Origin of the sequence: Bacteroides sp. OF03-11BH (genome assembly GCF_003604005.1) — a bacterium.
Classification (GTDB): domain Bacteria; phylum Bacteroidota; class Bacteroidia; order Bacteroidales; family Bacteroidaceae; genus Bacteroides; species Bacteroides ovatus.
The window spans coordinates 12,734-38,368 of the sequence record NZ_QTMW01000049.1; the positions used below are offsets into that span (position 1 = coordinate 12,734).

A 25,635-nucleotide genomic window follows, 5' to 3' on the forward strand; every position below is an offset into this window, starting at 1 on the left:
GCGCATTATTTCTTGAACCGATAAACAGGAATTATTCGGGAATTTGTAGTAAGTTTGCTCTGCTAATCCTAAACAATGACGCAGAGAAAGATTATACATATCGACATGGATGCCTTCTATGCCTCTGTAGAACAGCGTGATAACCCGGAACTTCGTGGCAAGCCTTTGGCGGTAGGTCATGCAGAAGAGCGGGGAGTCGTGGCTGCTGCCAGCTATGAAGCACGGCGTTACGGTGTCCGTTCAGCCATGGCTTCGCAAAAGGCGAAGCGTCTTTGTCCCCAACTCATTTTTGTACCTGGCAGGATGGATGTTTATAAATCCGTTTCCCGTCAGATACATGAGATTTTCCACGAATATACAGATCTCATCGAACCTCTGTCTCTGGATGAGGCTTTCCTGGATGTCACTGAAAACAAGAAAGATATTTCTCTGGCTGTGGACATAGCAAAGGAAATAAAGCAGAAGATTAGGGAACAACTCAACCTTGTTGCGTCTGCCGGAATTTCTTATAATAAGTTTCTGGCTAAAATAGCTTCAGACTATCGCAAACCGGATGGCTTATGTACCATTCATCCGGAACAAGCTCTTGATTTTATCGCCCGTCTTCCTATCGAATCTTTTTGGGGAGTGGGGCCGGTGACTGCGAAAAAGATGCATCTACTTGGTATTCACAATGGACTTCAATTACGGAAATGCTCTCTTGAAATGCTGACAGCCCATTTCGGAAAAGCCGGCGCGCTGTATTACGAATGTTCACGGGGAATTGACGAACGCCCTGTCGAAGCAATTCGTATCCGTAAATCCATCGGCTGCGAACGTACACTGGAACGTGATATTTCAGCCCATTCATCAGTTATAATCGAATTATATCACGTTGCAGTAGAGCTGATTGAGCGTCTTCAGCGAAAAGACTTCAAAGGGAATACACTTACCTTGAAAATCAAGTTTCATGATTTTAGTCAGATAACCCGAAGTTTGACTCAATCGCAGGAATTAACGACTTTAGATCGAATACTTCCATTGGCAAAGGAACTACTTAAAAACGTGGAATACGAGCAACATCCAATCCGGCTCATCGGCCTTTCTGTCTCCAATCCAAGAGAGGAAGCCGATGAACAACACGGTGTTTGGGAACAGTTGAGCTTTGAATTTAGCGATTGGGATTGAGGGCGAAGAGGAGGAAGAAATAGAGGGATGAAGAGGAAAGAGTAGGGGATGAAAAAAAGGGAATCAACGAATGAAAAAAGGAAGAGAATAGAATGTCAAAACAGAGCCTCTATTTGCACTAAACAGAGCCTCTATTTGAAGTAAACAGAACCTCTATTTTCCCCAAACAGAGCCTCTGTTTTTTTTAAACTGTACCTCTGTTTTTCCGAAATGAGTCCCCGGTTTCTGTATGACTTAAATCGTTCTTACTATGACTTAAAAGCCTAAAATATAGCAATTATGAGTACTATTTTTGCCGTCTGTACTTTTTTGTCATCAGGTTCGTATGATTTACTCACCTCATTTTTCTTCAGATACACTATCTTTGCAATACTTAAATGAATGAAAATACCATGACTCGAATGAAACATTTGCTTTGTGTTTTTCTGGTAGCAGCTTTGGGGAGTTTCTCTTTCAAGGCAAACGCTTATACCGAACGCAATATGCTGCAAAAAGCGGCTGACGAGACTACGTTGAAAAACGTGTTAATAATGAAACAGGCTTGGGTGCCTTATCCTGCTTATACCGATCGTGCCGCCTGGGATTCCCTGATGGGACCCAACAAACAACGTCTCATCGAAGCCGGTGAAAAACTTCTCGACTACAAATGGCAACTGATACCTGCCACTGCCTATCTGGAATACGAACGTAGCGGTAACCGCAAAGTGATGGAAGTTCCTTATGACGCCAACCGCCAGGCACTCAACACCCTGATGCTCGCCGAACTGGCCGAAGGAAAAGGACGTTTCATCGACCAACTATTGAACGGAGCATACATGAGCTGTGAAATGAATTCATGGGTTCTATCCGCACACTTGCCGCGCCAGAGCAGTAAACGTTCACTTCCCGACTTCCGCGAACAGATTATCGACCTCGGTTCAGGCGGATACGGAGCATTAATGGCTTGGGTACACTATTTCTTCCGCAAACCATTCGACAAAATCAATCCTGTGGTATCTTTGCAAATGCGTAAAGCAATCAAAGAACGTATTCTTGATCCGTATATGAACGACGACGAAATGTGGTGGATGGCTTTTAACTGGAAACCGGGAGAAATCATCAATAACTGGAATCCCTGGTGTAACTCCAATGCCCTGCAATGTTTCTTACTGATGGAGAACAATAAGGATAAGTTGGCGAAAGCTGTTTATCGCTCCATGCAGTCAGTCGATAAGTTTATCAACTTCGTGAAATCCGATGGTGCCTGTGAGGAGGGAACCTCTTACTGGGGACATGCCGCCGGAAAGCTCTATGACTATTTGCAGATACTCTCTGATGGCACAGGCGGTAAACTGTCTCTGTTCAATGAACCGATGATTCGCCGGATGGGAGAATATATGTCCCGCTCATACGTAGGCAATGGTTGGGTGGTGAATTTTGCTGATGCATCGGCACAAGGCGGGGGCGATCCTTTGTTAATCTATCGCTTCGGTAAAGCTGTAAACAGCGATGAAATGATGCATTTTGCCGCATACCTGTTGAAAGGAAGAAAACCGTATGCTACCATGGGTAACGATGCTTTTCGTTCGCTTCAATCTCTACTTTGCTGTAATGAGCTGGCAAAAGCAACTCCGAAACATGATATGCCGGATGTGACCTGGTATCCCGAAACGGAATTCTGTTATATGAAGAATAAGAACGGTATGTTTGTTGCCGCTAAAGGCGGATTTAATAACGAAAGCCATAACCACAACGATGTAGGAACCTTCTCTTTATATGTAAATACAATTCCTGTGATTATTGATGCCGGTGTAGGTACATATACCAAACAGACGTTCGGCAAGGACCGCTATACCATCTGGACCATGCAGAGCAACTATCATAACTTGCCGATGATTAACGGAGTACCGCAGAAATTCGGGCAGGAGTATAAAGCTACCAATACCGTTTGCAATGAGAAGAAACGGATGTTCTCTACGGATATAGCTACTGCTTATCCGGCAGAAGCGAAAGTGAAAAGCTGGGTTCGCTCTTATGCTCTTGATGATAAAAAACTCATTATTGGTGATATTTATACGTTGGATGAGGCTATAGCTCCTAATCAAATGAACTTTTTAACTTGGGGCAATGTGACTTTCCCGTCAGCCGGAAAAATCCGCATCGAAGTAAAGGGACAAAAGGTGGAAATGAACTATCCATCACAGTTTAAGGCCGAACTGGAAACAATCAAACTGGATGATCCGCGCCTGTCTAACGTATGGGGCAAAGAGATTTACCGCATCACACTAAAGACTGAAGAAAAGAAAGTGACTGGTAAATATGGATTTGTTATTCAACAAGTGAAGTAGGATGAAATAGATTTTTAAAGCTAGAAAAAATAAAGTATAAACAATTAAATCACAGTAAGATGAAAAAAGTATTATTTGCCGGGCTTTTGGTCCTTGCAGGAGTAAGCGTAAGTGCGCAGAACCTGATAAAAAACGAAAAATTCGCCACTGAAGTAAAGACTAAAGTGACTAATGCCAACAAAGCTACCGCAGGAGAGTGGTTTATCATGAATAATGAAGCTGACGGTGTAACTACTATTGCTTGGGAAGAAACAGGAGATGCCAAATATCCGAATGCAATGAAATTGGATAACTCCGGTGCTGAAAAGAATCTCTCTTGGTATAAAGCTTTCCTGGGACAACGTATTACCGATGGTTTGGACAAAGGTATCTATGTTCTTACTTTCTATGCAAAAGCTAAAGAAGCAGGAACTCCGGTCAGTGTATACATCAAACAGACCAATGAGGAAAAGAATGATAATGGTAAGTACAATACTACTTTCTTCATGCGTAGAGACTATGACGCAGATGCTCAACCAAATGCTTCGGGCGCACAGTACAATTTTAAAATTAAAGATGCCGGTAAATGGACTAAAGTAGTGGTTTACTATGATATGGGACAAGTGGTTAATGCAATTAGCAGCAAGAAAGCAAATGCTAACTTGGAAGTGTCTGATACAGACGATGATGCTGCTATTCTGAAAGATTGTTATGTGGCTATTCTTTCCCAGAACAAAGGCGGCGTTGTAGAAATCAGCGACGTGACATTGAAAAAGAAATAAAGAGCAAAGGATTTAATATAGTAGGTTAACAAAAAAAATAGGGCAGTGAAGTAGTGATACTTCGTTGCCCTATTTCTTTTGTTATATGAATATAATGGAGAGTTCCGAATAAATAAATGTATGAAACAGTCAATCTTCCTTCGGGACTGATTTCATGCGATTTATTGAATACCGAGTTTCTTCTTCAGTTCCTTAGGCAGAGAATCTTTGTGTACCATCACACAGATTGTTTTAGCACGTACATAGCTTTCAGACATATTCAGATAACCTCCGGATTTGTTGCTTTCCGCTCCCCAGGAATTCTTGGTGATATAATATTTAGTACCATTCTGATCTTTCACAATGCCGGTGATGTGCATCAGGTGGTCGTCAGTTGTCACAAACTTCTCGTAACCATCCTGACGGATTTCCGGTGTTACGTTGATTTCCGGATAAGGATGCTCAAACTTGAACACTTCGTCCATTCGTTGATATTTGGGCATTTTCTCAAAACGGGCACGGTCGGTTGTAGAGTAATCTTTCACATCCTCCACTTGCGGATTGATGGCGATTCCGTTCTTGAAAGAGAAACCCTGTTCGCTTACGTCACCGTCCCAACATACGGTATATCCTTTGTTCAGTGCATAGTCGATAGCCCCGATTAGTTCGTCCAACGGAAGATTATACATTGGCTGGTTTTCCCAGTTGTCGGGAACTTCAGGCGAGAATGTCTCATAATAAGGCTTGTGAGTGAAGCTGGTCAGTTCAACATAATCATCCATATTCAATCCCAGACTTTCTGTGAAAGATTGAGGAGTATATTCTTTTCCTTTATAAGTGAATTTTTCGGGAAGCTTGCCCAGATAAATATCGAACAGATTATTAATAAGCGCATCAAATTGCGGAGTACGCTTTTTAGATTCAATATTTGCGTCTACAAATGCTTTGAGGTAGCGTGACAATGCACCGTGATTGTGGTCTTTGTTATCGCCCGGCAATCCGGTGTACACTTCTTCCGGAACGATTCCCGCTTTCTTATAAGCGTTTTTGAAAGTGTGTGCCAAACTTCCTTCACCGATACTTCCTTTACCACGACGGAGATAATTGTCCTCCATCTGATTCATGTACTTTTGGCGGACGATAAATATTTCCGAGAGATCATATTCTCCTTTTCCCATTCGGAGCAGTTCCGACTCCATGAAAGAAGCGGTGGCAAAGCACCAGCAGGTTCCTGTGGAACCCTGATCTTTAACAGGCGTTGCTTGGTGAGATACAACGGTTGTGAACTCATAACCGGGTGTTTGTGCAAAAGAGGTTACGACCAATAAGAGGAGCGCAACCGACATAAATAGCTTTTTCATAATGTGTTTTATTATCTTTCTTCTGCAAATGTATAAAAAAAGCGAAGATACTCGAAAGTTCCTCGCTCTATTTATTATAATTAGTGTGTTTATTTACATGGCAACCTGCTGTGACAGCAGTTTTTGAAGTTTACCGTTTAATGTTTGGCACATGGCACCATTTCCCATTGCTTGATAACGTTTAATACGGTACTGTAACATCATAATTTTTTCATTTGCATTCTTTTTCATAATTTGTTTCCTCTTTTTTTGCCCTCCACGTTTTGAAGAGCGGTTTTACATCTTGTTTTCTCTAATAACACTGCAAAGATACAAATTGTTTTCGAATTATATGCTGTAAAACATAAAAATCTTCTTTTTCTTTTGAATTTTCTTTTTATAAGGGTTCGAACACGGTCTATATTACAAACCTGTTACAAAATTCCCGGATTTTCCCATCAATGACAATATTATTCTTATCTATCACATTTTTATGTACTTATCTAGGTATTCAGAAAATATTCTTCTATTTTTGTCAGTCAGCAACCTTATTAATAGAATAAACCAAACACTTATATGAAAACATTCACCCATCTTTTGTGCGTCCTGATTTTGTCGATTGTACTGTTTGCTTGTAACAATGCTCACTTCCTCAAAGAAGAATCCTACCGGAATCAAGTAGCTCAAGACTTTGAGCAGAAAAAACAGGCACTTCCTCATGGAGATTTATTTGCAATCTTTGCCGATTCTATTTTGTCAGTCTACGAGCGCGAAGCATTGATGTTTCTCTACGCTTATATGCCGATAGGGGATGTGACGGACTATCCGGGAGATTATTACTTGGAGAATGTCCGGCTGTCGAAGCAGACACGTGACGAGATGCCTTGGGGCAAAGAGATTCCCGATGAAGTGTTCCGTCATTTTGTTCTGCCGATCCGGGTGAATAACGAGAATCTGGATGATTCCCGCCGTGTGTTTTATGATGAACTAAAAGACAGGGTGAAGGGACTGCCGATGAAAGACGCGATATTGGAGGTGAACCACTGGTGTCACGAGAAAGTAGTCTATCGTCCGAGTGACGCGCGCACCAGCTCACCATTGGCATCTGTCAAAACAGCGTATGGACGTTGTGGCGAAGAGTCTACATTTACGGTGGCTGCGCTCCGGGCAGTCGGTATTCCGGCGCGGCAAGTGTATACGCCCCGCTGGGCGCATACGGATGACAATCATGCTTGGGTGGAAGCATGGGCGGATGGACATTGGTATTTCTTCGGAGCCTGTGAACCGGAACCGGTTTTGAACTTGGGATGGTTTAATTCCCCTGCCAGTCGGGGAATGTTGATGCATACCAAGGTTTTCGGACGTTACAACGGTCCGGAAGAGATCATGCTTGAGACACCGAATTATACGGAAATCAATGTAACGGAGAATTATGCTCCAATCGCAAAAGCGTTGGTAACGGTGAAAGATAGGAATGGACAACCTGTCACCGGAGCAAGAGTGGAGTTTAAAGTATATAACTATGCGGAGTTCTATACAGTGGCTACTAAATATACTGATGCCAGTGGTCAAGTGTCATTAACGGCCGGTAAGGGAGATATGTTGGTATGGGCTTCCTATAAAGGGACATTCGGCTTTTCCAAGCTATCTTTCAGCAAGCAACCGGAATTGACATTGACACTTGATAAGAAGGAAGGAGATATATTTGAAGAGGATATTGATATCGTTCCTCCTGTTGAGAATCCTATTTTACCGGAAGTAACGCCAGAGCAGCGGGCGGAGAATGACCGGAGAATGATGCAGGAGGATTCGATTCGCAATGCTTATGTCGCTACTTTCCCGACTGCGGAACAAGCTGATTCTATTATATCCTGTTTGAAGGGAAAATCAGGTTCGTTCGTAAGGAAGGCACTGGCTTCTTTCTTAGTGGAATCAAGAGGGAATCATGATGTATTGGTTCGTTTTCTGAATGAGGCAGACCGGCAGGGAAAATTAATGAAAGGTGCGGCTTTGCTGTCCATGCTTACTAAAAAAGATCTTCGTGATGTACCTTATGAAGTATTGATTGATCATTTATTGAATACGAAAGATGTTCCTAACTATTTATATGATTGTGTTATTCCCTCCTTGCGCTGTATGGATGCTTCGGTTGGAGATATTTATGACATACTTGCTCCCCGTATTTCAACGGAGGTATTGACGCCTTATAAATCGTTCTTTCAGTCTAAGTTCTCCGAAACGGAAATAGATACCTTTCGAAATCATCCGCAAGCTTTAGTTGAATGGGTAAACCGTAATATTACGATTGATGAGGAAAATAACTTTCTGCGTATTCCTATTTCTCCGGAAGGGGTTTGGCGTGCGAAGGTGGCGGATTCATTTTCACGGGATATTTTCTTTGTGGCTTTGGCGCGTAGCCTGAATATTGCTGCTGATATGAGAAAGATGGATGGACGCATAAGCTATATGGATCCTGAAAAGGATGAATGGGGGGATAATAGATATGTGGAAGTTGATTTCGATAAACAAGAAGAAGTGGAGGCATCCAGAGGCATTTATCGTTTTTATGAGGACGGTAAGGCAATTGCTCGTGATGATAAGAGAGTAAAGTATTATAATAAGTTTACCATTTCCAGGTTGCGGGAGGGCAGACCAGAATTGATTAGCTGTGACGAAGAACATCCCGAGTTGCGATATATAGGGACATTGGATACCGGATATTACTTGTTGGTTACTGGCACAAGGCTTGCTGATGGAGGTGTGTTGGCGAGAATTTCTTCTTTTGTATTACCTGCACAGAAAGACGAATTCAAACCTGTAGCGACCAAAGTACCTTATCATTTGCGTGAATCCGGAGAAAAAGTGGCTGTTATCGGTAATTTCAATTCCGAATCGCTTTTTGCACCGGTGGAGGGAATAGGAGAGAAAGTGATATCTTTGTCAAAACAGAGTATTCTGCAAACCTGTGGGCGTGGCTATTTTGTAGTAGCTGTGCTTGGAGTAGGGCAGGAACCTACCAATCATGCACTAAGAGATATAGCCGCTTTGGGCAATGACTTCGAACAATGGGGGCGTAAGATGGTCTTTCTTTTCCCTTCGGAAGAACAATACAAGAAATTTAATGCCGACGAATTTAAAGGACTTCCGTCTATCATCACCTACGGTATTGATGTCGATGACAGCATCCGCAAAGAAATAGTGCAGGCTATGAATTTGAACAATTCTATTCTGCCGGTATTTATCATTGCAGATACATTTAATAGGGTAGTCTTTGTTTCTCAAGGATATACAATCGGTTTGGGTGAGCAATTGATGAAAGTTGTACATGGGTTATAGAAAAGAGGAGGTATACAATAATCGTTAATTCTTGCCCTTAATGCGTTTTTTCGGAAAAGAATGATTACGTTTGCAGCAAATTATGACTAAGTACATTTTTTGCATATTAGCATGTGCATTTCTAGTATTGGGATTTAGTAATGTTTCCAATAAAGAATTGCAGGGATTTCAGAAAAAAACTGAAACCTCGTCTAATGACATGCGATATGAAGCAGTGTCATGCTGTTGCGTTTCTTCTGCCGGCTTCGACAAGCCAGGTAAAGATTCTCATTCGCAGTTTGTTGACGAGACATCCACTTGTAATGTTAGTGACTGCATTTTTGACAATATCTCTTTTCCGAGAAGCATTGTTCCTTTCAAGAACCTGAAGTTCAATACCAATACTGTCATTATACAGATATTGAGCTCTCTGAATGTTATGCTTCCGGAGAATCGTTTGGGGCATACCGGCCTTGATGTCAATTACACTAAATATTCGTGTAAGTATTACGTCTATACATTGGCGCATATTCTCATTTAGACTATATTCTTATCTTTGGGTAAGGTGAGGTGCCTATTCAGATCCTCCATCTACCATCATTTCCTTTATTTATTATCTTAGTTTTATTCATGTTAACATGGAAAACAAAGAATGTATTTCCTATGACTTGGAACAAAGGACGGATATTGATGTGCCTGTCTTTAAGGATTAAAATATTGTGTTCCCGTTGTGAAACGGGAGTTACGTCGTATAAAAGCAAGGATATTTGAATAAGATTATACAACCTAATTTTTTATATTACTATGATTCATTTATTACTATCTACTCTTGCGATGATGGGGCTTACGTTCCTCATCGGTTTTTTTGTCGCTGCGGTCATTAAGTTGATTGCCTATGCGGCCGATTCATTTGATTTTTATAGTTCTCACCGTTTGGAGCTACTCCGTTTGCGACGCTGGCGTCAGCATCGGCAAAAGGTGGAGAGATTAGTCCGACAGATTCCCATTGCAGATGAAGATGCTTTGGGAGATTTCCGTGAAGATTACAGTAAGGGGATCGACAGAAACTTTACTGGTTATTCCGGCTATTATCATGGCGTGAGTCCGGGAGCTTCTGAAAATAATCTGATGAATTATTATTATTCACAGGATACCCGCGAATTCTTTCTTCGGGAAGAAGAGCAGGCACATGTCAATAAGAAGAACTCAAAGAAACTTACTAACAACAAACAATAAAAGAAAACTAATTTATGGAAGATATAGATTTTGCTACCTTGTTTCAAGGTATTGGTACAATGATGGCAAGCGGATGGGTGCTTGCTTCTGCAAGAGTTTTTTTAGTACTTCTCGGTTTGTTACTGATCTATTTAGGCTGGAAAGGTATACTCGAACCGATGGTAATGATTCCGATGGGACTGGGAATGGTAGCTATCAACTGCGGAACCCTCATTATGTCCGACGGTACACTGGGTAATCTCTTTCTCGATCCGATGCTTTCAGATACGGACCAATTAATGAATACTATGCAGATAGATTTCCTGCAACCTGTTTATACCCTGACGTTTAGTAACGGGCTGATAGCTTGTTTTGTCTTTATGGGTATCGGGACGCTTCTAGATGTCGGCTTCCTGCTTCAGAAACCATTTGCAAGTATATTCCTGGCTTTGTGCGCAGAGCTGGGCACTTTCCTGACAGTACCTATTGCTTCTGCTCTTGGTCTGACTCTGAAAGAAAGTGCATCTGTGGCTATGGTGGGTGGAGCCGACGGACCAATGGTGTTGTTTACTTCGTTGGCATTGGCAAAGCATCTCTTTGTCCCTATTACGGTGGTTGCCTATCTTTATTTGGGCTTGACGTATGGAGGCTATCCTTACTTGGTAAAACTGTTGGTTCCCAAACGCTTCCGCGCTATTAAGATGGTGACAAAGAAAGCTCCGAAGAATTACGACGCTAAAGTGAAACTGGCTTTCTCTGCTGTTCTTTGTGCTATTCTCTGTTTCTTGTTCCCGGTAGCTTCTCCTTTGTTTTTCTCTTTGTTCCTGGGTGTTGCTGTTCGTGAGTCGGGTATGAAACATATCTATGATTTTGTGAGTGGTCCGTTGCTTTATGGCTCCACTTTTATGTTGGGCGTACTGCTCGGTGTACTTTGTGATGCACATCTGTTGCTCGATCCGAAGATCTTGAAACTACTAGTATTAGGTATTGTAGCATTATTACTTTCCGGTATCGGAGGAATAATCGGAGGATATATCATGTATATTATTAAACGGGGTAATTACAATCCGGTAATCGGTATTGCAGCTGTTAGCTGTGTACCCACTACCGCGAAGGTTGCACAAAAGATTGTAAGCAAAGATAATCCGGACTCATTTGTTCTGGGAGATGCTTTGGGAGCTAATATCTCGGGAGTGATTACTTCGGCTATTATTACAGGTATTTATATTACGATAATTCCATATTTATAAATAAAAGTATAGCAGTTTCTTGAGATACTGTTGGTAATGATGCAAAAAAGAAATGGTGAACAAAAGGCTTGAAGGCTGTATGTTCACCATTTCTGTCTTGTATTAGTACTATTATGAAAAGATATTTCATCCCTTGCTGCCATATTTATCCATGTAAAGCGGCATCAATCGTTTCTTTTACTCTTCGTATGGAAGTTACATTTCGTTCGTATTCGTTGATGTGTACCGTGCCTCCCATGGAGACGGCTTCATTTCTGAATTTCATCTCACTTTGAATGTTTTTGCGTGCCGAGAAATGAAACTCGTTGATTCCGGTTTCTGTGGCAATGCGTGCGATATTATTTTCATTTACTCTGCATCCGGCGAGTAACATGATTCTTCCGGCAGCCTGTTTCTGTAACTCTTTTAAAAGGGGGATTCCCTGTTCAGCCGTAGGTTGCTGACCGGAAGTCAGAATACGGTTGCATCCCAGTTTGATGATCTGTTCCAATGCTCTCTGCGGGTTACGGCATACATCAAATGCCCGGTGAAAAGTCACAGATAGCCCTTGAGCTGCTTCCATTAGTTTCTGCATTGCTGGCAAGTCTACTTCACCCTCTGCTGTCAGGCAACCGAATACCACTCCGTCTGCCCCTAATTTCCGTGCAATTTCAATATCTTTCAGCATTGTCCGGATTTCGATATCCGAATACAGAAAATCTCCTCCACGAGGCCGGATAATAACGTGCAGGCGGGTATGAGTCAGTACTTCCCTTGCGATGGCGATCTCACCATAGGAGGGCGTTGTTCCACCTTCCGGTATTCCGGCACACAGTTCCACACGGTCTGCACCACCTTTCTGTGCGGCCAGGCAACTTTCCACTGAATTGGTACAAATCTCAAATTGATACTTTTCCATAGTCGTGTATTAAAAAAGGGCGAATTTCTTCGCCCTTATATGAATCTTCTTTTGAATCGTTACGTTATTTAGCGAAACTTACCGCACGTGTTTCACGGATGACGGTAATCTTCACTTGTCCCGGATAAGTCATTTCATCCTGGATCTTCTTGGCGATTTCACCTGACAGGCTTTCTGTCTGCTTGTCGTCAATCTTATCTGCACCGACAATAACGCGGAGTTCGCGTCCTGCCTGGATAGCATACGTCTTTGTTACACCCGGATAAGCCATTGCCAGCTGTTCGAGATCGTTCAGACGCTTGATATAAGCCTCTACGATTTCGCGGCGTGCCCCCGGACGTGCCCCGGAGATGGCGTCACAAACCTGTACGATAGGAGCCAGGAGACTGGTCATTTCTGTTTCGTCATGGTGAGCACCGATAGCGTTGCAGATATCCGGTTTTTCTTTGTATTTCTCGGCAAGTTTCATACCCAACAATGCGTGCGGTAATTCCGGTTCTTCATCAGGCACTTTACCAATATCATGCAGCAAACCTGCACGTTTTGCTTTCTTCGGGTTCAGTCCCAGTTCTGATGCCATCACAGCACAAAGATTGGCTGTTTCGCGTGCATGCTGCAACAAGTTCTGACCGTATGAAGAACGATATTTCATCTTACCGATGATACGGATCAATTCAGGATGCAGACCGTGGATACCCAAGTCGATGGTAGTACGTTTACCCGTTTCGATAATTTCTTCTTCCACCTGTTTGCGTACTTTAGCTACCACCTCTTCGATACGGGCTGGATGGATACGTCCGTCAGTCACAAGCTGATGCAGGGCTAAACGGGCAATTTCACGGCGAACCGGGTCGAAAGCAGAAAGAACGATTGCTTCCGGGGTATCGTCTACAACGATTTCAACACCGGTAGCAGCTTCCAGAGCACGGATATTACGTCCTTCACGTCCGATAATACGTCCCTTGATTTCATCCGATTCGATATGGAATACTGTAACAGAGTTTTCAATGGCAGTTTCCGTAGCCACCCGTTGGATAGACTGGATAACGATACGTTTGGCTTCTTTGCTGGCAGTTAATTTAGCATCATCCATAATGTCGTTGATGAATGATTGTGCCTGCGTTTTAGCTTCTTCCTTCAGTGATTCTACCAGGCGTTCTTTGGCCTCTTCGGCAGACAATCCGGAGATTGCTTCCAGTTTATCGATTTCCTGCTGTTGCAGTTTATCGAGTTCTTCTTTTTTCTTGTCAACAATCACAAGTTGCGCTTCCAGATTCTCTTTTACCGCTTCGGCTTCCATCTTTTTACGTTGGATTTCTTCCTGACGCTGGCTAAGTACCATTTCACGTTGCTTCAACTTGTTTTCCGCTTGCTGAATCTTCTGATTCCGCAATGCTACCTCCTTTTCAAGATCCGCTTTCTTATTCAGGAATTTCTCCTTCACTTCCAGCAGCTTGTTTTTCTTAATTACTTCCGCTTCCGTCTCCGCTTCTTTCAGGACATTATCGTATTTGGATTTCAGTACATACCGGAATAGTATATATGAAAGGACTCCTCCTACGATGAAGCAAGCAATTGCTGTTGCTATTATTGCTATCATTCTACATTTAATTTAAGTATATAAATAAAAACGCACCGCCAAATATCAAAGCAATTATTTTTGCTTGGATATTGTGCAGTGCGTGGTTGTTTTATCTCTTATCAGCGAATAGCCGGTCGGGGATTTATTCTTCCTTAAAATAATCCTCCAGCAATTCTGTTAGTTCTTTTACCTTCTCCACATAGGGGCTGGTATCATTACGTTGCATCAATTGCAGTCTCTCTAACGAGAACTGATAGGCTACCATGGCAATAATTTTTTCGGGTTCCAGATTTTTATAGACTTCCCGATACTTATTAAGCCTGATATTTACCTGCTTGGCGGCTTCCCGTACCATTTGTTCTTCCTCACGGTTGATGGTTAACGGGTAGTTTGAGTCTGCTATCTGCAGGTTTATCTTTATTTTATCGTTCATACATCTTCTTCTTATTCATTCAACAAAGCGATGCATTTATCGACTTCACGCACTAATTTTGACAATCGCAGCTTCGTCTCTTTTACGTCGCTGCCGTTAAGGCTGATTGCCGTAGCTGTTTTTAGGTTTGTATAGCTGACTTCCAATTCATCGTATTGAGCTTGTACCTTCTCGTTTTTCAGCTTTTCATTTTCGAGAAGCTTCTTCAACTCGGCATTTTCACGCTTAAGTTCATCGTGCAAATAAATCAAATGCCGTAGTTGCGTTTCAAAGGAATTCAATAACTTTTTTTCTTCTTCTGTCATCACTACACCAAAATTGTACACAAAAATACGATTAACTCTGATATTACAAAAACTTTTCGGGAGAAAATGTTCTTTTTCGTCTAAATTAGCTATGAACGGAGGGAAAAGTAGAGTATTGCATAGGAAGCAAATACAGACTGCTTATAATGTTATGGTATATTTTAAATTAATGCGAATTAGTAATTGAAAATGAATTGTCATTCATTTTTGTACGATTCTGAATCATTACAAAATCGATTAAATTTTTCTACTGGGTATTTATTTTCAATCTTTCTATTTCTTCTTTCACCTTTTCTCTGTCTCTTCGATGAATAAGGAGTTTGCGGGTGAAGAGTAACAATTTCACCATCTCTTCACCTGTAGCGAGTAGTTTCAAAAATAGTTTCAAGGCTTGAAACAATCTGTTTCACACCGAGAAACACTTCGTTTCACTGTAAAAAAGAGTGTAGTTCGTTTTAATCTTTTATAAATCAGCGATTAAAAGTGTTTTTATAAAGATGCAGGTAACGATATAGTAGTGGAAGTTCAGCTACACATTGCATTGCTCTGCATAATTTCAAATATCTCTGTAACACAAAGGTAAGCAATGTTTTTGATGCTTCCAAGTTAATCATAGCATATTTATAGAAGGGTTGACAATTAATTGTCAGCCCTTTTTTTATCCGATATCCTCTGTCATTCTATCAGTCTCTTTTTTAAGAAGGAGAATTGCGTGTATTCCCCTTTCTATCCTGATGAAGAAAAAATATTCTGAAAATTCACATTGATACCAAGTGAGTTACAAGGAAAATGTGGGGCTGGCGGTTACCGTCAGCCCTATTTTTTCATGCCTAATTTTGAAAACTTTGCAACCGAAGAAAGAAAAATAACCCATTAGAACAAAGGAATATTGTATGGAAGAGAACAGAAATGATATTGAGATACTCAAAGCAATGATAAAGGACAACTTTGAGGAACAACGAAAACTGATTGCCAAGCTGGAAACGGCTCTGGAAGCAGTAACCAGTTTCAACGGTAAGCAAATGCTGGACAGCCGGGATATGCGCCTGATGCTGAAAGTATGCGACCGGACACTGATCCGCTGGCGTAATTCCGGGAAACTCCCATTTTTCAAACTCAGCGGCAAGATTTACTTCTGGGCTTCTGACGTATATAAATTCCTGAGAGAAGAATGTCTAAACGAAGATTTCATATCCGATTCTATTAACTCATAAATAAAAATTCACATGGAAAATCAAAGTAAAGTAATCGTCATAGAACGAAACAAATTCGCAGCACTCGTCAAATCACACCGCAAATGCCTCCAGATGCTGAACATCCTGACTTACATCTACACAGTTAAGGAAGTAAGCCTTACCCTGACCTTGCAGGAAATCTGTGAAGTCCTGCACATGACTCCCGAAGAAGTGGAGATACAGCGACAGAAAGGATATATCCGCTTCACGACACAGAAAGGGATGACCGTCTATGAAATCACGGACCTGCTCCGATTGGAAAATATGCTGGAGATGGGGAGCATCTATCGTAAGATCGACAAAAAAGTAATGAACCTCGAACCTCTAAATAATGAATAAACAATGAAAGAAGAAGAGCAAGACAAGAAACAGCGGAAGCGTCTGGTACACGCTTCCCTGTTTAGTGGATTCGGCGCCCCAGACCTGGCTGCCGAATGAATGGGATGGCAGAATGCCTTCCATTGCGAGATAGACGATTTTTGTAATACCATTCTAAATTACTGGTTTAAAGATGCGAAAAGTTATACAGATGTCACAACGACAGATTTCAGGGAATGGAGAGGAAAAATCAATGTCCTTACAGGAGGTTTTCCTTGTCAACCATTCTCCGTCGCAGGCCAAAGAAAGGGAGCGGATGATAACCGCTATCTCTGGCCTCACATGCTCAGGGCCATACATAAGATCAGGCCCGATTGGGTCATTGGTGAGAACGTTGCTGGCATCCTCACGATGGTACAGCCCGGTCAGGAGACTGAAGTGGGAAGTCAATCCACTCTATTCGGAGAGAGTGAGCCTGTATTTAAAAGACGACAGCAATATGTTGTTGAAACCATTTGCCGTGATCTTGAACGCGAAGGATATTCCGTCCAGCCGGTACTTATACCGGCTTGTTCCGTCGGTGCACCTCACAGACGGGATAGAGTTTGGTTTATTGCCCACCGTGACGGCACAGGACTACAAGCGCAGGGGGCCGGGCAGCAGGCAGCAGGGACTACCGGAGATAATCCATGGAATGCTTCTGCCAACGCCAGTGGCAACAGAGATACACCATGCCGAAAGAGTCAGGAAATGGAAATCGATGAATTTATCCTCACCCCATGCCCAGATAGCCGGAGAGAAGAATCCCAACGGCCTGACGGATTTTCTGGACTTTTACGGGATACTACCGGAACCGATACCGGACAATACTGAGCTGGAAAACACGGACGGGAACAATCTGGAAGAATCGATCCTACAATGGCTGGCAGAAGGACAAGTGATGCCGACACCGACAGCGCGGGATTGGAAAGGCGCACCTTCACTGGAGAACCTGAAGAAACGGGGAAAGATACCACAGAAGAACAGCCTTCCGGATTTCTTCGCCCGGACTGGAAAGAGTTTCCAACTCAATCCCCTGTTTGTAGCCGAGATGATGGGCTTTCCACCCGATTGGACGGTATCTCCTTTTCTCGGTGAAGACAGGCATCCATTAAAGGATACGGGAACGCTATCGTCCCCCAGGTAGTCTACGAGATATTTAAAGCAATAGAAGAAACCTATAAATTAAACAGTCATGAATAAAGTATCGATATTTGAACATCCCGAGTTCGGACGCATCCGGACACTGGAAATTGACGGGAAAATATGGTTCTGCGCCTCGGATGTTGCCGCCGCACTTGGCTACTCCAATCCGAGAGATGCCGTCGTAAGACATTGTAAACCAATGGGTGTCGTGGTTTACGACACCCCTACACGCAGTGCCGTCCAGAAAATCAAGTACATCAGCGAAGGAAACGTATACCGGCTGATTGCCGGTAGCAAGCTGCCTTCCGCTGAGAAATTCGAAAGCTGGATATTTGATGAACTGGTTCCCGAAACACTAAAGAACGGTGGCTATCTTCTTAAGAAGAATGGCGAAACGGATAATGAACTACTTGCGCGTGCCATATTGCTCGCACAGAACCGTATAAAAGAGCGAGACAGCCGTATTTCAGCATTGGAGAAGGAGAACAACTATGCTATCCTGAAACTCAAGCTACAGGCCCCAAAAGTTCAGTATTATGACAAAGTCCTCCAATCCCAAAGCACCTACACGACCACACAGATAGCGAAAGAATTGGGAATGACTGCCGGTATGCTGAACAAACGGCTTCGATGGGCAGGCATCCAGTTCCGTCAATCCGGTCAATGGCTGCTCAAAGCTCCTTATCAGAATCAAGGCTATACGGCAACCCGGACCCATGTATGGGAAAGCCGCACAGGAGAAACCGGCACGGCCATGTTGACCGTTTGGACGGAAAAGGGTCGGTTATTCATACATTATCTTTTTGAGGCTTATCTGGTATAGCCGGAATATAAGACTGGGATAAATAAAAAAGCTACTGAAACAAAAATTCAGTAGCTTTTTTATTGCTTTCAATTGATACTATCTCAACCGTGGTCCCGTTTTCTTCTTTTCTTTCACAGGCACAATCTCTTGTCGGGGTGCTTCTTGCGGCCTTATCCTTTCACTTACAGTCTCACTCTGAAGAAGCCTGTTTAAATACCGGAGGTCCTTCAGCAATTTCTGTTTGCATTCTATCTCCAGGGAATGGGCCATATTCGACATCGGGCTGGTACTTTTCTTGACAAGCGGACCGTTCAGGAGATCATCTTCTATATACAGGGTATAACGCTTCAAAATCCCTTCAATATCCTTCGGCGTTTCAGCGGCATCAATCGCCTCCTGAATGGCCTTATAATTCTTATCCATATAACAGGCCTTATACAAGTCATCGGCATGCCAGTCAAAGAAATGAAGATAGTTTTTTCCCAGTTGCTGGTTATACTCTTTTATATCGCTTTCCACAACCCCTTTCTTCTTGTCAAGATATTGCTGCAATTGTTCGATCCTTAAATCACTTTTATCCATTGTTGTCCGATTTATAGTTCCATGTCCGTTTCAGTTTTGCTCTGAAAGGATATATCCAGTTCTCTTTCCTGATGGAAATTATCCGCTATCACGAATTTAATCTCCGCATTCTTGCTGCTTCGGTTATGATAGAAGAGCGTGAATACCTGGCGGCAGGGATCGCTGTCATCCAACTCCGCTATCGAATCCAACGGTTGCATCTCCCGGTTCACCAGATAGACCTTCTTCTTGTCGTACACCTCGCCGCTGCCCTCCATCTGTATATAACCGATTTGATAGCCGGCTTCCTCATAGTTTCCGCTACGATTGAGTGTCAGACGAATCTCCACGGTTTCATCCGGGGAAATGGTCTTCTGGAGATACCAGGACGTTAGCGAGAAATCATAAGCCTGCTGTACTTCCAATTTATCATCACAGCCACCCAGCAGGCAAAGCAATGTGAGCATGATACCACTTATTATTAATTTCATCTTCATGATTTTACGTATTACTAAATGAATAATTTACTTGATTGAGTCCGTTGTCGGCTAACGCCTGATGCCCGTTTTTATCTTTCTTTCAGGCGGCTCTTCTCTCTTCTTTTCTGTTTTATTAGCCGTCTGTTGCAAATTCTCTTCGGGAGGCGTTTGCGCAAGGATATTCGCGAATTCCCGGTAATCCCTAACCAACTGCTGCATACACTCCAACTTCAGGAAATGGGCAACATTCGTTGTCCGGCTGGAACTGTTACAATCCACCTGACCGTTCAACAGTTTGCTCTCACAGTAAGCAATGTTGTCCTCAACAATATTCCGAACCGTATCCATGTCCTTTGCCCCGTCCACCGCCTGCCGGAGTATCTTATAACACCCGGACATAAAATGAGACTTATACAGGCTCTCCGCATTCCATTCGAAAAAGTGCAGGAAATTCCCATTCATCTTCTTGCTTTGTTCACGTATGTCCCGGTCTTCCCGGTTTATTTTCATATCCAGCCAATGAAGCATCTCATCCACGTTCCAATTGCCTTGTTCCATACTATTGCCGCTAATTAAAAATGTACTTGACACCGACAACTACCGCCGTGTGGAAATTCCCCACGGATGATCCGAAGAATATCCTCTGGCGGACATTGAAAAGAAAAACCAGCCTGTCGGAAAGGAACGCCTCCATCTCGAAAGCCGGGGCAAAACCATAAATGAAGCATCCGTCATTCTTTAAAGTCGCCCCGTCATAGAGCAGCTTGCAGTTCCAGTTGGTCGTCTCATAACCCGCCAGAGCGGAAAGACCGGCAGAGAAGAACACGTTCCTGCCACGGTCCGAGAAGAACGGCACGAAATAGCCTACCTCTCCGGTAAACTGCGCTTTGGGAATCGCAATGTCCTTGTAGGAATAGTGCTTCTTCACATAATCCGCCCCGAACAGCCAGCGGGAATGGTTCCGGTTATACCGGCTCAGAGCCACTCCGAGCTGAAAGTTACCACGCAGATGCTTCACATTCGAACCGAAGTCGTCCACACCGCCTAACATGAGCTGGATACCTTTCTGTCCCGGCAGGTAACGCTGGGCAAAGCATTCGCCTGCCGCAAAGGGCAGACAAATGCATAACATAATAAATAAAACTCTTTTCATGATTACTCACCGATTAATTCATTCACAATACGCGCATCCACCAGATCACTGTTCTCCATATAGAACCGCTGGTGACGGCCTCCCCCTTTCTCGTAAATTTCCACTTCCAGCAACTTGTCGTCAGGAATGACAATCTTCGGGAAGGCATACACGATACGTCCCGTGCTCTTTCCCACGATGCGTGTCAGGGCATTGAGCGTGCGTACCGGTTCAATATAAGTTTCCTGCCGGGCCGTCCTTTTGGCTATCTTCTTATCCACTATCTTAAACCGCACGAAATCCACATCGAAAGGCACATTGGAATTGTTCGTCAGGGAAACATGGAAGAATATCAGGTCCTTATGCACATAAATGCCCTTCAAAAGAGCCTGCATCCCGAACTGCCTGCACCCGATATGCTTCACGTCCCTGCGGTCCAGCCGGTGGATGGTGTACATCACGCTGGCAATGACCGTCGGATCTTCCTCGCCCAGTTCCGTGACACGGATGGAACTGCCTCCCTTCTTTTCTCCCTCGTCCGGGTTCATCCACTGGTCCATATTGATATTCAGCGTGGAAGGCTCCTCCTTATAAACCACATTGAAAGAAAAGAAAGAACCGTCTCCCGTAATCACGGAGAAGTTCGTCTCGCCCGGAAACTCCTTCACCGCCGCCTTGACACGCACCACATTCTCGACCCCGTCAGCTTTACCTGCGATGATATTGTTACTTCCCAGGTCCACGTAACGAACTTCAGTGGGAAAGAGGATATGCACCGTCTTTCCGAAAGTGACCTCTATCTTATAAGGAGTGATATGCTGGCCCGCCGTCAGAATCCTGACGGGATTTGCCGGTCTTTCTTCCTGTGCGAAACCGGATACCGAGGCCAGTACAGCCATCAATAATGCTATTACTATTTTCATTGTCTTATCTTTTTTATTAAAGTGAATAATCCGTTATTGTTTCTTTGTGACCAGCAGCACCTTATATCCGGCTTTCAGCGTCACCTTGACCGCACGGACCCGCCCGGCAATCAACCGCGTGTCGCCCTGCATGACTCCGCGCGTCAGGTCCATGACCACCTGCTGTCCGGCAGAACGTGCGAATGATACGCTGTTTCCCATGCTCTCGCTGACCGTCCCAGCCGCATCCTTTGCCGCATTGCGGGTTTCCGATCCGGGAACGAAAATCCCTTTTTGCCCGTCTATATCGTAAGTCGCCAACTGCACGGGGATGATATTTCCGGCATACTCGATGCTGCTGATCAGGATATCCAGACGCTCTCCCTGTATGACCGCCGCACCCGTTACCAGACTGTTCTCCGGAACGGTAATACTTCCTGCCTGCAGAGGTTGCAGCAACCGGAGTCTTACCCTGCCTCCCTGCTCAATGGTCTGGTTCTCCGAAATGCAGGCGGCGATGGTATTCGTCCCCATTTGGTAGCTGCTCCCGACAGCAGTATTAAAACCGTAATTCCTCTCGACAGTGAGCGAAGCGATAAAAGCAGAATCCGTAACAGGTCGTGAAAGGCCGGAAGTCGTCTGATACTCCGCCCGCTGAACCGGAACAACTTCCGTGGGTTCTTCTCCGACAGCTTTCTCCCGAACCGTATCCTTGTCAGGGTTCAGATACTTTGCCGCCATCCTGTAGGAACGCTCCATCAGTTCTTCACGGGTAGCCGCCTTGCTCTTTTCCTTTTCCGCCTCTTCCAGTTTTTTATTCAGTTCGTCCACTTTTCTTTCCAGATCGCCGCTTGCCGTCTCTTTGGGAGTTTCATAGAAATCATCCAACTGCCCGGAGATTTGCTCGTAGGTATTAACAGACTGTTGCAACCGGTCTCCGTCCTTTTCTTTTTCACCGGTATCGGATGATTTTCCATTATTCATCAATGTCCCGGCAAGCTGCTCCAGCGACTTCATCCGGCTTTCTTCCTCCACTTCCGCCTGCTGCTTCTCATAGGCGGCGGTCTTCTTATCAACCAGTTTGGCCGTGGTAGGCTCCGGCACGTTCACATTGAATCCTGAATTTCCGGGAGCTTCCGTCCCGTTTTCCTTGCCGGTGGGGGCAAATATTCAGTACATGACTCCCAGGAAGACCAGCACAAAGGCCGGAATCACAATGAACTTCCTTCTTTTTTCCATCTCTTCCGGTGTGAGCACCTTCTTCTCTTTTTCCGGTTCTTCCTTCAAGGCTCTGACGTTTTCCGGCTGTACCGCCGTTTCTTCTGCCGCTTCGGGCTTTTCCAAATCTTTATCTTCCATTACTCGTGGGTTTTAGGGTGATACATTATACTGTCTTTATCCGCCCGGTGGATGGAGTCCGCCGGATGGACAAACGGCAACTCCTTTTGTGTGCCGTGGGAGAGAAAACGCCCGAAAGCGCGTGTTACGGTGATAGCACATAGAACGGTACTGATAGCCAGCATGCCCACAAGCACTCCCTTACGCTCTTTTTCGGACAGCTCCTCGCAAACGTTCTTTAGCTTTTCGCTGATCTCTGTCTTTATCTTCCTGCTTTTCATTACCTTATTATATTAGCGTTCAACGGTCCTTATATCCCTGTTTTCCAAAATCTCAAAGCGTTCCGCCATGAAGCCTTGCGGATTATTATCCGACCTGACCGTACTCTGCAGGAAGCAACGGGTGACCAGGGAACGCTCGGTGATATTGCTGTTTCGGATAATCATCTGCCGGGCAAAGGTGGTGATCCGGTACGGATAGTTATCGAAATCACACTGCATGCTGTCCACCAGGACAGTCTGGTTGATATTGCCGCTGATCAGACGGTTATAATAGCCTTTCTCGTTCCAATCCCGGTAATAACTATAAAGACTCTTGTCCGCCAGATACATGGCCCGGTTGATATTGGATTCGATAGCGGCCTTATCGGGAGCCAGCGTAAAGAACAGTTCATGCATGCGGCGCACATGCTCGCGGGCCTCCACCGGACGGTTCAATGCCGCATCCTGGGATAACGCCACTATGAGTGACTTGCCCTGATCCAATACATATACCTTCTCCCGTTGCTGGTTGGCAAAGAGATAGGACCTTCAAATGGCATACGTAGTCAGCGAGGCGCAAATGCCCAGAAAGACCAACGTGAACAGACGGATCTGCCTGAACGAGGATTCGATGTTTTTTAAACTTTTAAATTCCATAATTTTATGTTTTTTCAATTTCTACTTTTTCAATAATACGGCACCGACGTTTCCCGTTGAAGCACCCGCCGCAGCACCGGCTACATTGGTCACCTTGGATGCCGTATTGTTGACATTCCGGTTATAGGAACTCATACCTCCCGCCTGGACAATCCAGTTCGAAACAGTCGGCACACAAAAATATCCGATAATGCCGATGACCATGAATATCAGATAGATGGCCGAGGAACCGTCTACGTCGATGATACTCATCGGATCGGCCATCAGGTTCATCTCTTCCTGCAGGATGAGCGTCTGTATCTTGGCAAGCATCGCCCCGAATAGGTCTGATACCGGCAGCCAGAGATAGACACTGATATAGCGTGCCAGCCATTGGATGAGCGTGTTCTGCAGCCCGTCAAAAACACTCAGGGCAAAGGCTATCGGCCCCAAAATGCTCAAGACTATCAAAAAGAAGGTACGGATCGTGTCGATGACCAGCGAGGCAGACTGGAAGAGAATCTCCAGCAATTTGCGCATGACCATCTGGACAATACCTTGCAGGGAGAAGGCATACGAAACCTCATACATGGTCTGCAAGGCCGTATGTTCCTCCTCACTCCAGCCCATGTTATCCAGTTCCGCATCCAGCTCCTCATTGTAAGCAAAGACACGTCCGGTCATCATCGTCTTAGCCATCATGTCCGCACGGAGCTTGTCCTTCTCCTGCTGGTACTTCTGCAAGTCGAAGGTCTGGTCACGGAGCAGCATTCCGGTTCCCTGAACGATGGGGCTAAAGATACCGTTGAGAGTTCCCAGCACCATCACGTCAAAGAAAAGGATACACATGCCCAGGACAAAAGGCCGTAACATCGAAAAGACATCGATGGGCTCCGCACGGGAGAGAGACTGCCAGACACGGTAAGCGATATAGAACAAAGCCCCTAATGCAGCGAGTGCCATCGCCATGTCCATCATCGGGTGGCAGAGTTTGGTCATCGTATCATAGAGATTCCGAAGAATCTGGTGCATATTTTCAAATGAAATGGATAATAATACCATAATTGATTCTTTTAAAATTGTAGACTACCAATAACGCTCATCCTTGCCGTACAGGTCGAATACCTGTTGCTGCTCGTTCTTCTCCTTGGCACGCAGGTAGGATACATGCAGGTTCTTGCGGGTGTAGTAGTTGGCCAATTCCTTGTAATGTGTCATTTCCCTGTATACCCGGTTCACCAGGTCGATGCGTTCCTTGTCGTTCATGGACATGCCGGTGGGGTTGATGATATTCTTCAGCTCTGCAATGCTGCGGCTGCTCTTCTTCATGATGGTGTTATAACCGGCAGCTATCGCATTCAGTTCCCGCTGGCTGAAATTCTTGTCGGTCAGCATCTTGCCGAAATTGTTTACATAAATTTCAGAAATGTCACTGAGCATCAGGACGGACTCTTTTACTTTCTCACTGCCGCTGATCAAGTCATTCACCTTACGCAGTTTATCATAATACTCACGCCCCTGTTCGAAAATCTTTGAGGTCTCTTTCCATGTGGAAAGTGCATTTTGAGCCGTTTCAGATGTTTCCACCATTTCATTGACACTGTTCACGATACCCTGGACGAGGTTGCCCGGATCGCTGACCACCCATTGTGCCTGCACGCTTGCCGGTACCATAAAGGGCGACAGGACAAACAACATGCTTAAAATTCTCTTTTTCATTGCTTCTTGATTTTAATCGTTTATTTTTTCTTTTTCTTCTCTTTAGCCAACACGCGGATCGCCTGCTCCATATTACCGCCCAGCTTCTCGGTCATTTGTGTGACTTCCAACTTTTCGGTTTCTTCTGTGGTATAGGTGAGATACTCCTCGACAGAGGTCTCTGTTGCATAGACAGCAGACTGGACACCACCCAGACCAATCCAAACTTCCTTATACTTCCTTGCCGGATCGTTAGCCTGATTGATAGACAGGATTTGTCCTTTTTCTTTGTCGGTCAGTCCGAGCAGGGACTGTACGGAGTCAAACTTGTTGATATACTTTCGCTGATCCAATAGAATCTTGCAATCGGCATTGTTGATGATGGTGTCCTTGATAATGGGACTTGACACGATATCATCCAACTCTTGAGTGACAACCACAGCCTCACCGAAGTACTTTCTAACCGTTTTGTGTAGGCTAAGCACCCAGCGCCTTATCATATTTCTATGGTAGG

Annotated in this window: 28 protein-coding genes and 2 pseudogenes; 12 read left to right on the forward strand and 18 right to left on the reverse strand. The window is 44.2% G+C overall.

All coding sequences use genetic code 11. The features are described 5' to 3' along the window. Positions 1-75 precede the first annotated feature (75 nt). From dinB to DXA54_RS23450, 3 genes are all read left to right on the forward strand, one after another. On the forward strand, positions 76-1,167 hold the full coding sequence (gene dinB, locus DXA54_RS23440; protein ID WP_120080828.1) for a DNA polymerase IV: 1,092 nt from the start codon (positions 76-78) through the stop codon (positions 1,165-1,167). Between the two features lie 392 nt (positions 1,168-1,559). Continuing rightward, positions 1,560-3,494 (forward strand): heparinase II/III family protein, encoded by a 1,935-nt coding sequence (locus DXA54_RS23445; protein ID WP_120080830.1) that lies wholly within the window; start codon positions 1,560-1,562, stop codon positions 3,492-3,494. Positions 3,495-3,553: 59 nt separating this feature from the next. Further along, on the forward strand, positions 3,554-4,255 hold the full coding sequence (locus DXA54_RS23450) for a DUF4627 domain-containing protein (RefSeq protein ID WP_004320741.1): 702 nt from the start codon (positions 3,554-3,556) through the stop codon (positions 4,253-4,255). A gap of 161 nt (positions 4,256-4,416) precedes the next feature. On the opposite strand, the gene DXA54_RS23455 is transcribed toward DXA54_RS23450, so the two are convergent. Together DXA54_RS23455 and DXA54_RS28290 are read right to left on the reverse strand one after the other, a co-directional pair. Beyond that, positions 4,417-5,595: a C1 family peptidase gene (locus DXA54_RS23455; RefSeq protein ID WP_120080832.1), complete on the reverse strand. Its 1,179-nt coding sequence runs from the start codon at positions 5,593-5,595 to the stop codon at positions 4,417-4,419. A 93-nt stretch (positions 5,596-5,688) separates the two neighbouring features. Further along, complete coding sequence (locus tag DXA54_RS28290) at positions 5,689-5,826, reverse strand: hypothetical protein (protein WP_004301914.1); 138 nt, start codon at positions 5,824-5,826, stop codon at positions 5,689-5,691. Between the two features lie 324 nt (positions 5,827-6,150). Here DXA54_RS28290 and DXA54_RS23460 point away from each other — a divergent pair, with 324 nt between their 5' ends. The 4 genes from DXA54_RS23460 to DXA54_RS23475 all read left to right on the forward strand — a co-directional run bounded on the left by DXA54_RS23460 (position 6,151) and on the right by DXA54_RS23475 (position 11,354). Next, positions 6,151-8,910, forward strand: coding sequence for a transglutaminase domain-containing protein (locus DXA54_RS23460; RefSeq protein ID WP_009039725.1), 2,760 nt, complete (start codon positions 6,151-6,153; stop codon positions 8,908-8,910). Positions 8,911-8,992: 82 nt separating this feature from the next. Next, a complete protein-coding gene (locus DXA54_RS23465) occupies positions 8,993-9,430 on the forward strand; it encodes a hypothetical protein (protein WP_008645296.1) in 438 nt (145 codons plus the stop codon). A 263-nt stretch (positions 9,431-9,693) separates the two neighbouring features. Continuing rightward, a complete protein-coding gene (locus DXA54_RS23470) occupies positions 9,694-10,125 on the forward strand; it encodes a hypothetical protein (RefSeq protein ID WP_008021027.1) in 432 nt (143 codons plus the stop codon). A 14-nt stretch (positions 10,126-10,139) separates the two neighbouring features. Beyond that, the gene (locus DXA54_RS23475; RefSeq protein WP_120080834.1) at positions 10,140-11,354 is read left to right on the forward strand and encodes a sodium ion-translocating decarboxylase subunit beta; all 1,215 of its coding nucleotides are present in this window, start codon (positions 10,140-10,142) and stop codon (positions 11,352-11,354) included. A gap of 145 nt (positions 11,355-11,499) precedes the next feature. Here the strand turns inward: DXA54_RS23475 and DXA54_RS23480 are convergent, their stop codons facing one another. The 4 genes from DXA54_RS23480 to DXA54_RS23495 all read right to left on the reverse strand — a co-directional run bounded on the left by DXA54_RS23480 (position 11,500) and on the right by DXA54_RS23495 (position 14,572). Continuing rightward, on the reverse strand, positions 11,500-12,252 hold the full coding sequence (locus DXA54_RS23480; protein WP_120080836.1) for a copper homeostasis protein CutC: 753 nt from the start codon (positions 12,250-12,252) through the stop codon (positions 11,500-11,502). A 64-nt stretch (positions 12,253-12,316) separates the two neighbouring features. Next, positions 12,317-13,852, reverse strand: a complete 1,536-nt coding sequence (gene rny / locus DXA54_RS23485; RefSeq protein ID WP_004313412.1) for a ribonuclease Y — start codon at positions 13,850-13,852, stop codon at positions 12,317-12,319. A gap of 124 nt (positions 13,853-13,976) precedes the next feature. Continuing rightward, positions 13,977-14,267 carry a cell division protein ZapA gene (locus DXA54_RS23490; protein ID WP_004304741.1) on the reverse strand — a complete coding sequence of 97 codons (291 nt, stop codon included), beginning with the start codon at positions 14,265-14,267 and terminating at the stop codon, positions 13,977-13,979. Positions 14,268-14,278: 11 nt separating this feature from the next. Then, positions 14,279-14,572: a hypothetical protein gene (locus DXA54_RS23495; RefSeq protein WP_004313411.1), complete on the reverse strand. Its 294-nt coding sequence runs from the start codon at positions 14,570-14,572 to the stop codon at positions 14,279-14,281. Between the two features lie 893 nt (positions 14,573-15,465). On the opposite strand from DXA54_RS23495, the gene DXA54_RS23500 reads away from it, so the two are divergent. The 5 genes from DXA54_RS23500 to DXA54_RS23520 all read left to right on the forward strand — a co-directional run bounded on the left by DXA54_RS23500 (position 15,466) and on the right by DXA54_RS23520 (position 18,133). Beyond that, a complete protein-coding gene (locus DXA54_RS23500) occupies positions 15,466-15,786 on the forward strand; it encodes a helix-turn-helix domain-containing protein (RefSeq protein WP_004308054.1) in 321 nt (106 codons plus the stop codon). Positions 15,787-15,798: 12 nt separating this feature from the next. After that, positions 15,799-16,146, forward strand: a complete 348-nt coding sequence (locus DXA54_RS23505) for a hypothetical protein (protein ID WP_004313787.1) — start codon at positions 15,799-15,801, stop codon at positions 16,144-16,146. 99 nt (positions 16,147-16,245) lie between these two features. After that, entirely contained in the window at positions 16,246-16,998 is a 753-nt protein-coding gene (locus DXA54_RS23510; protein ID WP_004313786.1) for a DNA cytosine methyltransferase, read from the forward strand. Beyond that, positions 16,886-17,311 carry a hypothetical protein gene (locus tag DXA54_RS28825; RefSeq protein WP_132061476.1) on the forward strand — a complete coding sequence of 142 codons (426 nt, stop codon included), beginning with the start codon at positions 16,886-16,888 and terminating at the stop codon, positions 17,309-17,311. Before DXA54_RS23510 ends, DXA54_RS28825 begins: the two co-directional genes overlap by 113 nt. A 48-nt stretch (positions 17,312-17,359) precedes the next feature. After that, the gene (locus DXA54_RS23520; protein ID WP_004308051.1) at positions 17,360-18,133 is read left to right on the forward strand and encodes a phage antirepressor KilAC domain-containing protein; all 774 of its coding nucleotides are present in this window, start codon (positions 17,360-17,362) and stop codon (positions 18,131-18,133) included. 78 nt (positions 18,134-18,211) lie between these two features. Here the strand turns inward: DXA54_RS23520 and DXA54_RS23525 are convergent, their stop codons facing one another. From DXA54_RS23525 to DXA54_RS23580, 12 genes and pseudogenes are all read right to left on the reverse strand, one after another. Beyond that, on the reverse strand, positions 18,212-18,697 hold the full coding sequence (locus DXA54_RS23525) for a hypothetical protein (RefSeq protein ID WP_005680086.1): 486 nt from the start codon (positions 18,695-18,697) through the stop codon (positions 18,212-18,214). Between the two features lie 11 nt (positions 18,698-18,708). Beyond that, complete coding sequence (locus DXA54_RS23530; RefSeq protein WP_005680087.1) at positions 18,709-19,173, reverse strand: TraQ conjugal transfer family protein; 465 nt, start codon at positions 19,171-19,173, stop codon at positions 18,709-18,711. Positions 19,174-19,224: 51 nt separating this feature from the next. Further along, positions 19,225-19,713, reverse strand: coding sequence for a hypothetical protein (locus DXA54_RS23535; RefSeq protein ID WP_005680089.1), 489 nt, complete (start codon positions 19,711-19,713; stop codon positions 19,225-19,227). 10 nt (positions 19,714-19,723) lie between these two features. Further along, positions 19,724-20,308, reverse strand: a complete 585-nt coding sequence (locus DXA54_RS23540; RefSeq protein ID WP_008644754.1) for a conjugal transfer protein TraO — start codon at positions 20,306-20,308, stop codon at positions 19,724-19,726. A 2-nt stretch (positions 20,309-20,310) separates the two neighbouring features. Then, positions 20,311-21,210: a conjugative transposon protein TraN gene (traN, locus tag DXA54_RS23545; RefSeq protein WP_005680091.1), complete on the reverse strand. Its 900-nt coding sequence runs from the start codon at positions 21,208-21,210 to the stop codon at positions 20,311-20,313. Positions 21,211-21,243: 33 nt separating this feature from the next. Further along, the gene (gene traM / locus DXA54_RS23550) at positions 21,244-22,359 is read right to left on the reverse strand and encodes a conjugative transposon protein TraM (protein WP_120080838.1); all 1,116 of its coding nucleotides are present in this window, start codon (positions 22,357-22,359) and stop codon (positions 21,244-21,246) included. Continuing rightward, positions 22,360-22,548: a hypothetical protein gene (locus tag DXA54_RS23555; protein ID WP_005680093.1), complete on the reverse strand. Its 189-nt coding sequence runs from the start codon at positions 22,546-22,548 to the stop codon at positions 22,360-22,362. Continuing rightward, positions 22,548-22,808, reverse strand: coding sequence for a hypothetical protein (locus tag DXA54_RS23560; RefSeq protein WP_005680094.1), 261 nt, complete (start codon positions 22,806-22,808; stop codon positions 22,548-22,550). Before DXA54_RS23560 ends, DXA54_RS23555 begins: the two co-directional genes overlap by 1 nt. A gap of 12 nt (positions 22,809-22,820) precedes the next feature. Beyond that, a pseudogene (traK, locus tag DXA54_RS23565) lies at positions 22,821-23,444 on the reverse strand (conjugative transposon protein TraK). A gap of 21 nt (positions 23,445-23,465) precedes the next feature. Beyond that, a complete protein-coding gene (gene traJ / locus DXA54_RS23570) occupies positions 23,466-24,485 on the reverse strand; it encodes a conjugative transposon protein TraJ (RefSeq protein ID WP_008644756.1) in 1,020 nt (339 codons plus the stop codon). A gap of 24 nt (positions 24,486-24,509) precedes the next feature. Next, positions 24,510-25,142: a DUF4141 domain-containing protein gene (locus tag DXA54_RS23575; RefSeq protein WP_005680097.1), complete on the reverse strand. Its 633-nt coding sequence runs from the start codon at positions 25,140-25,142 to the stop codon at positions 24,510-24,512. 20 nt (positions 25,143-25,162) lie between these two features. After that, positions 25,163-25,635 (reverse strand): annotated as a pseudogene (locus DXA54_RS23580) (conjugal transfer protein TraG); the annotation flags it as partial.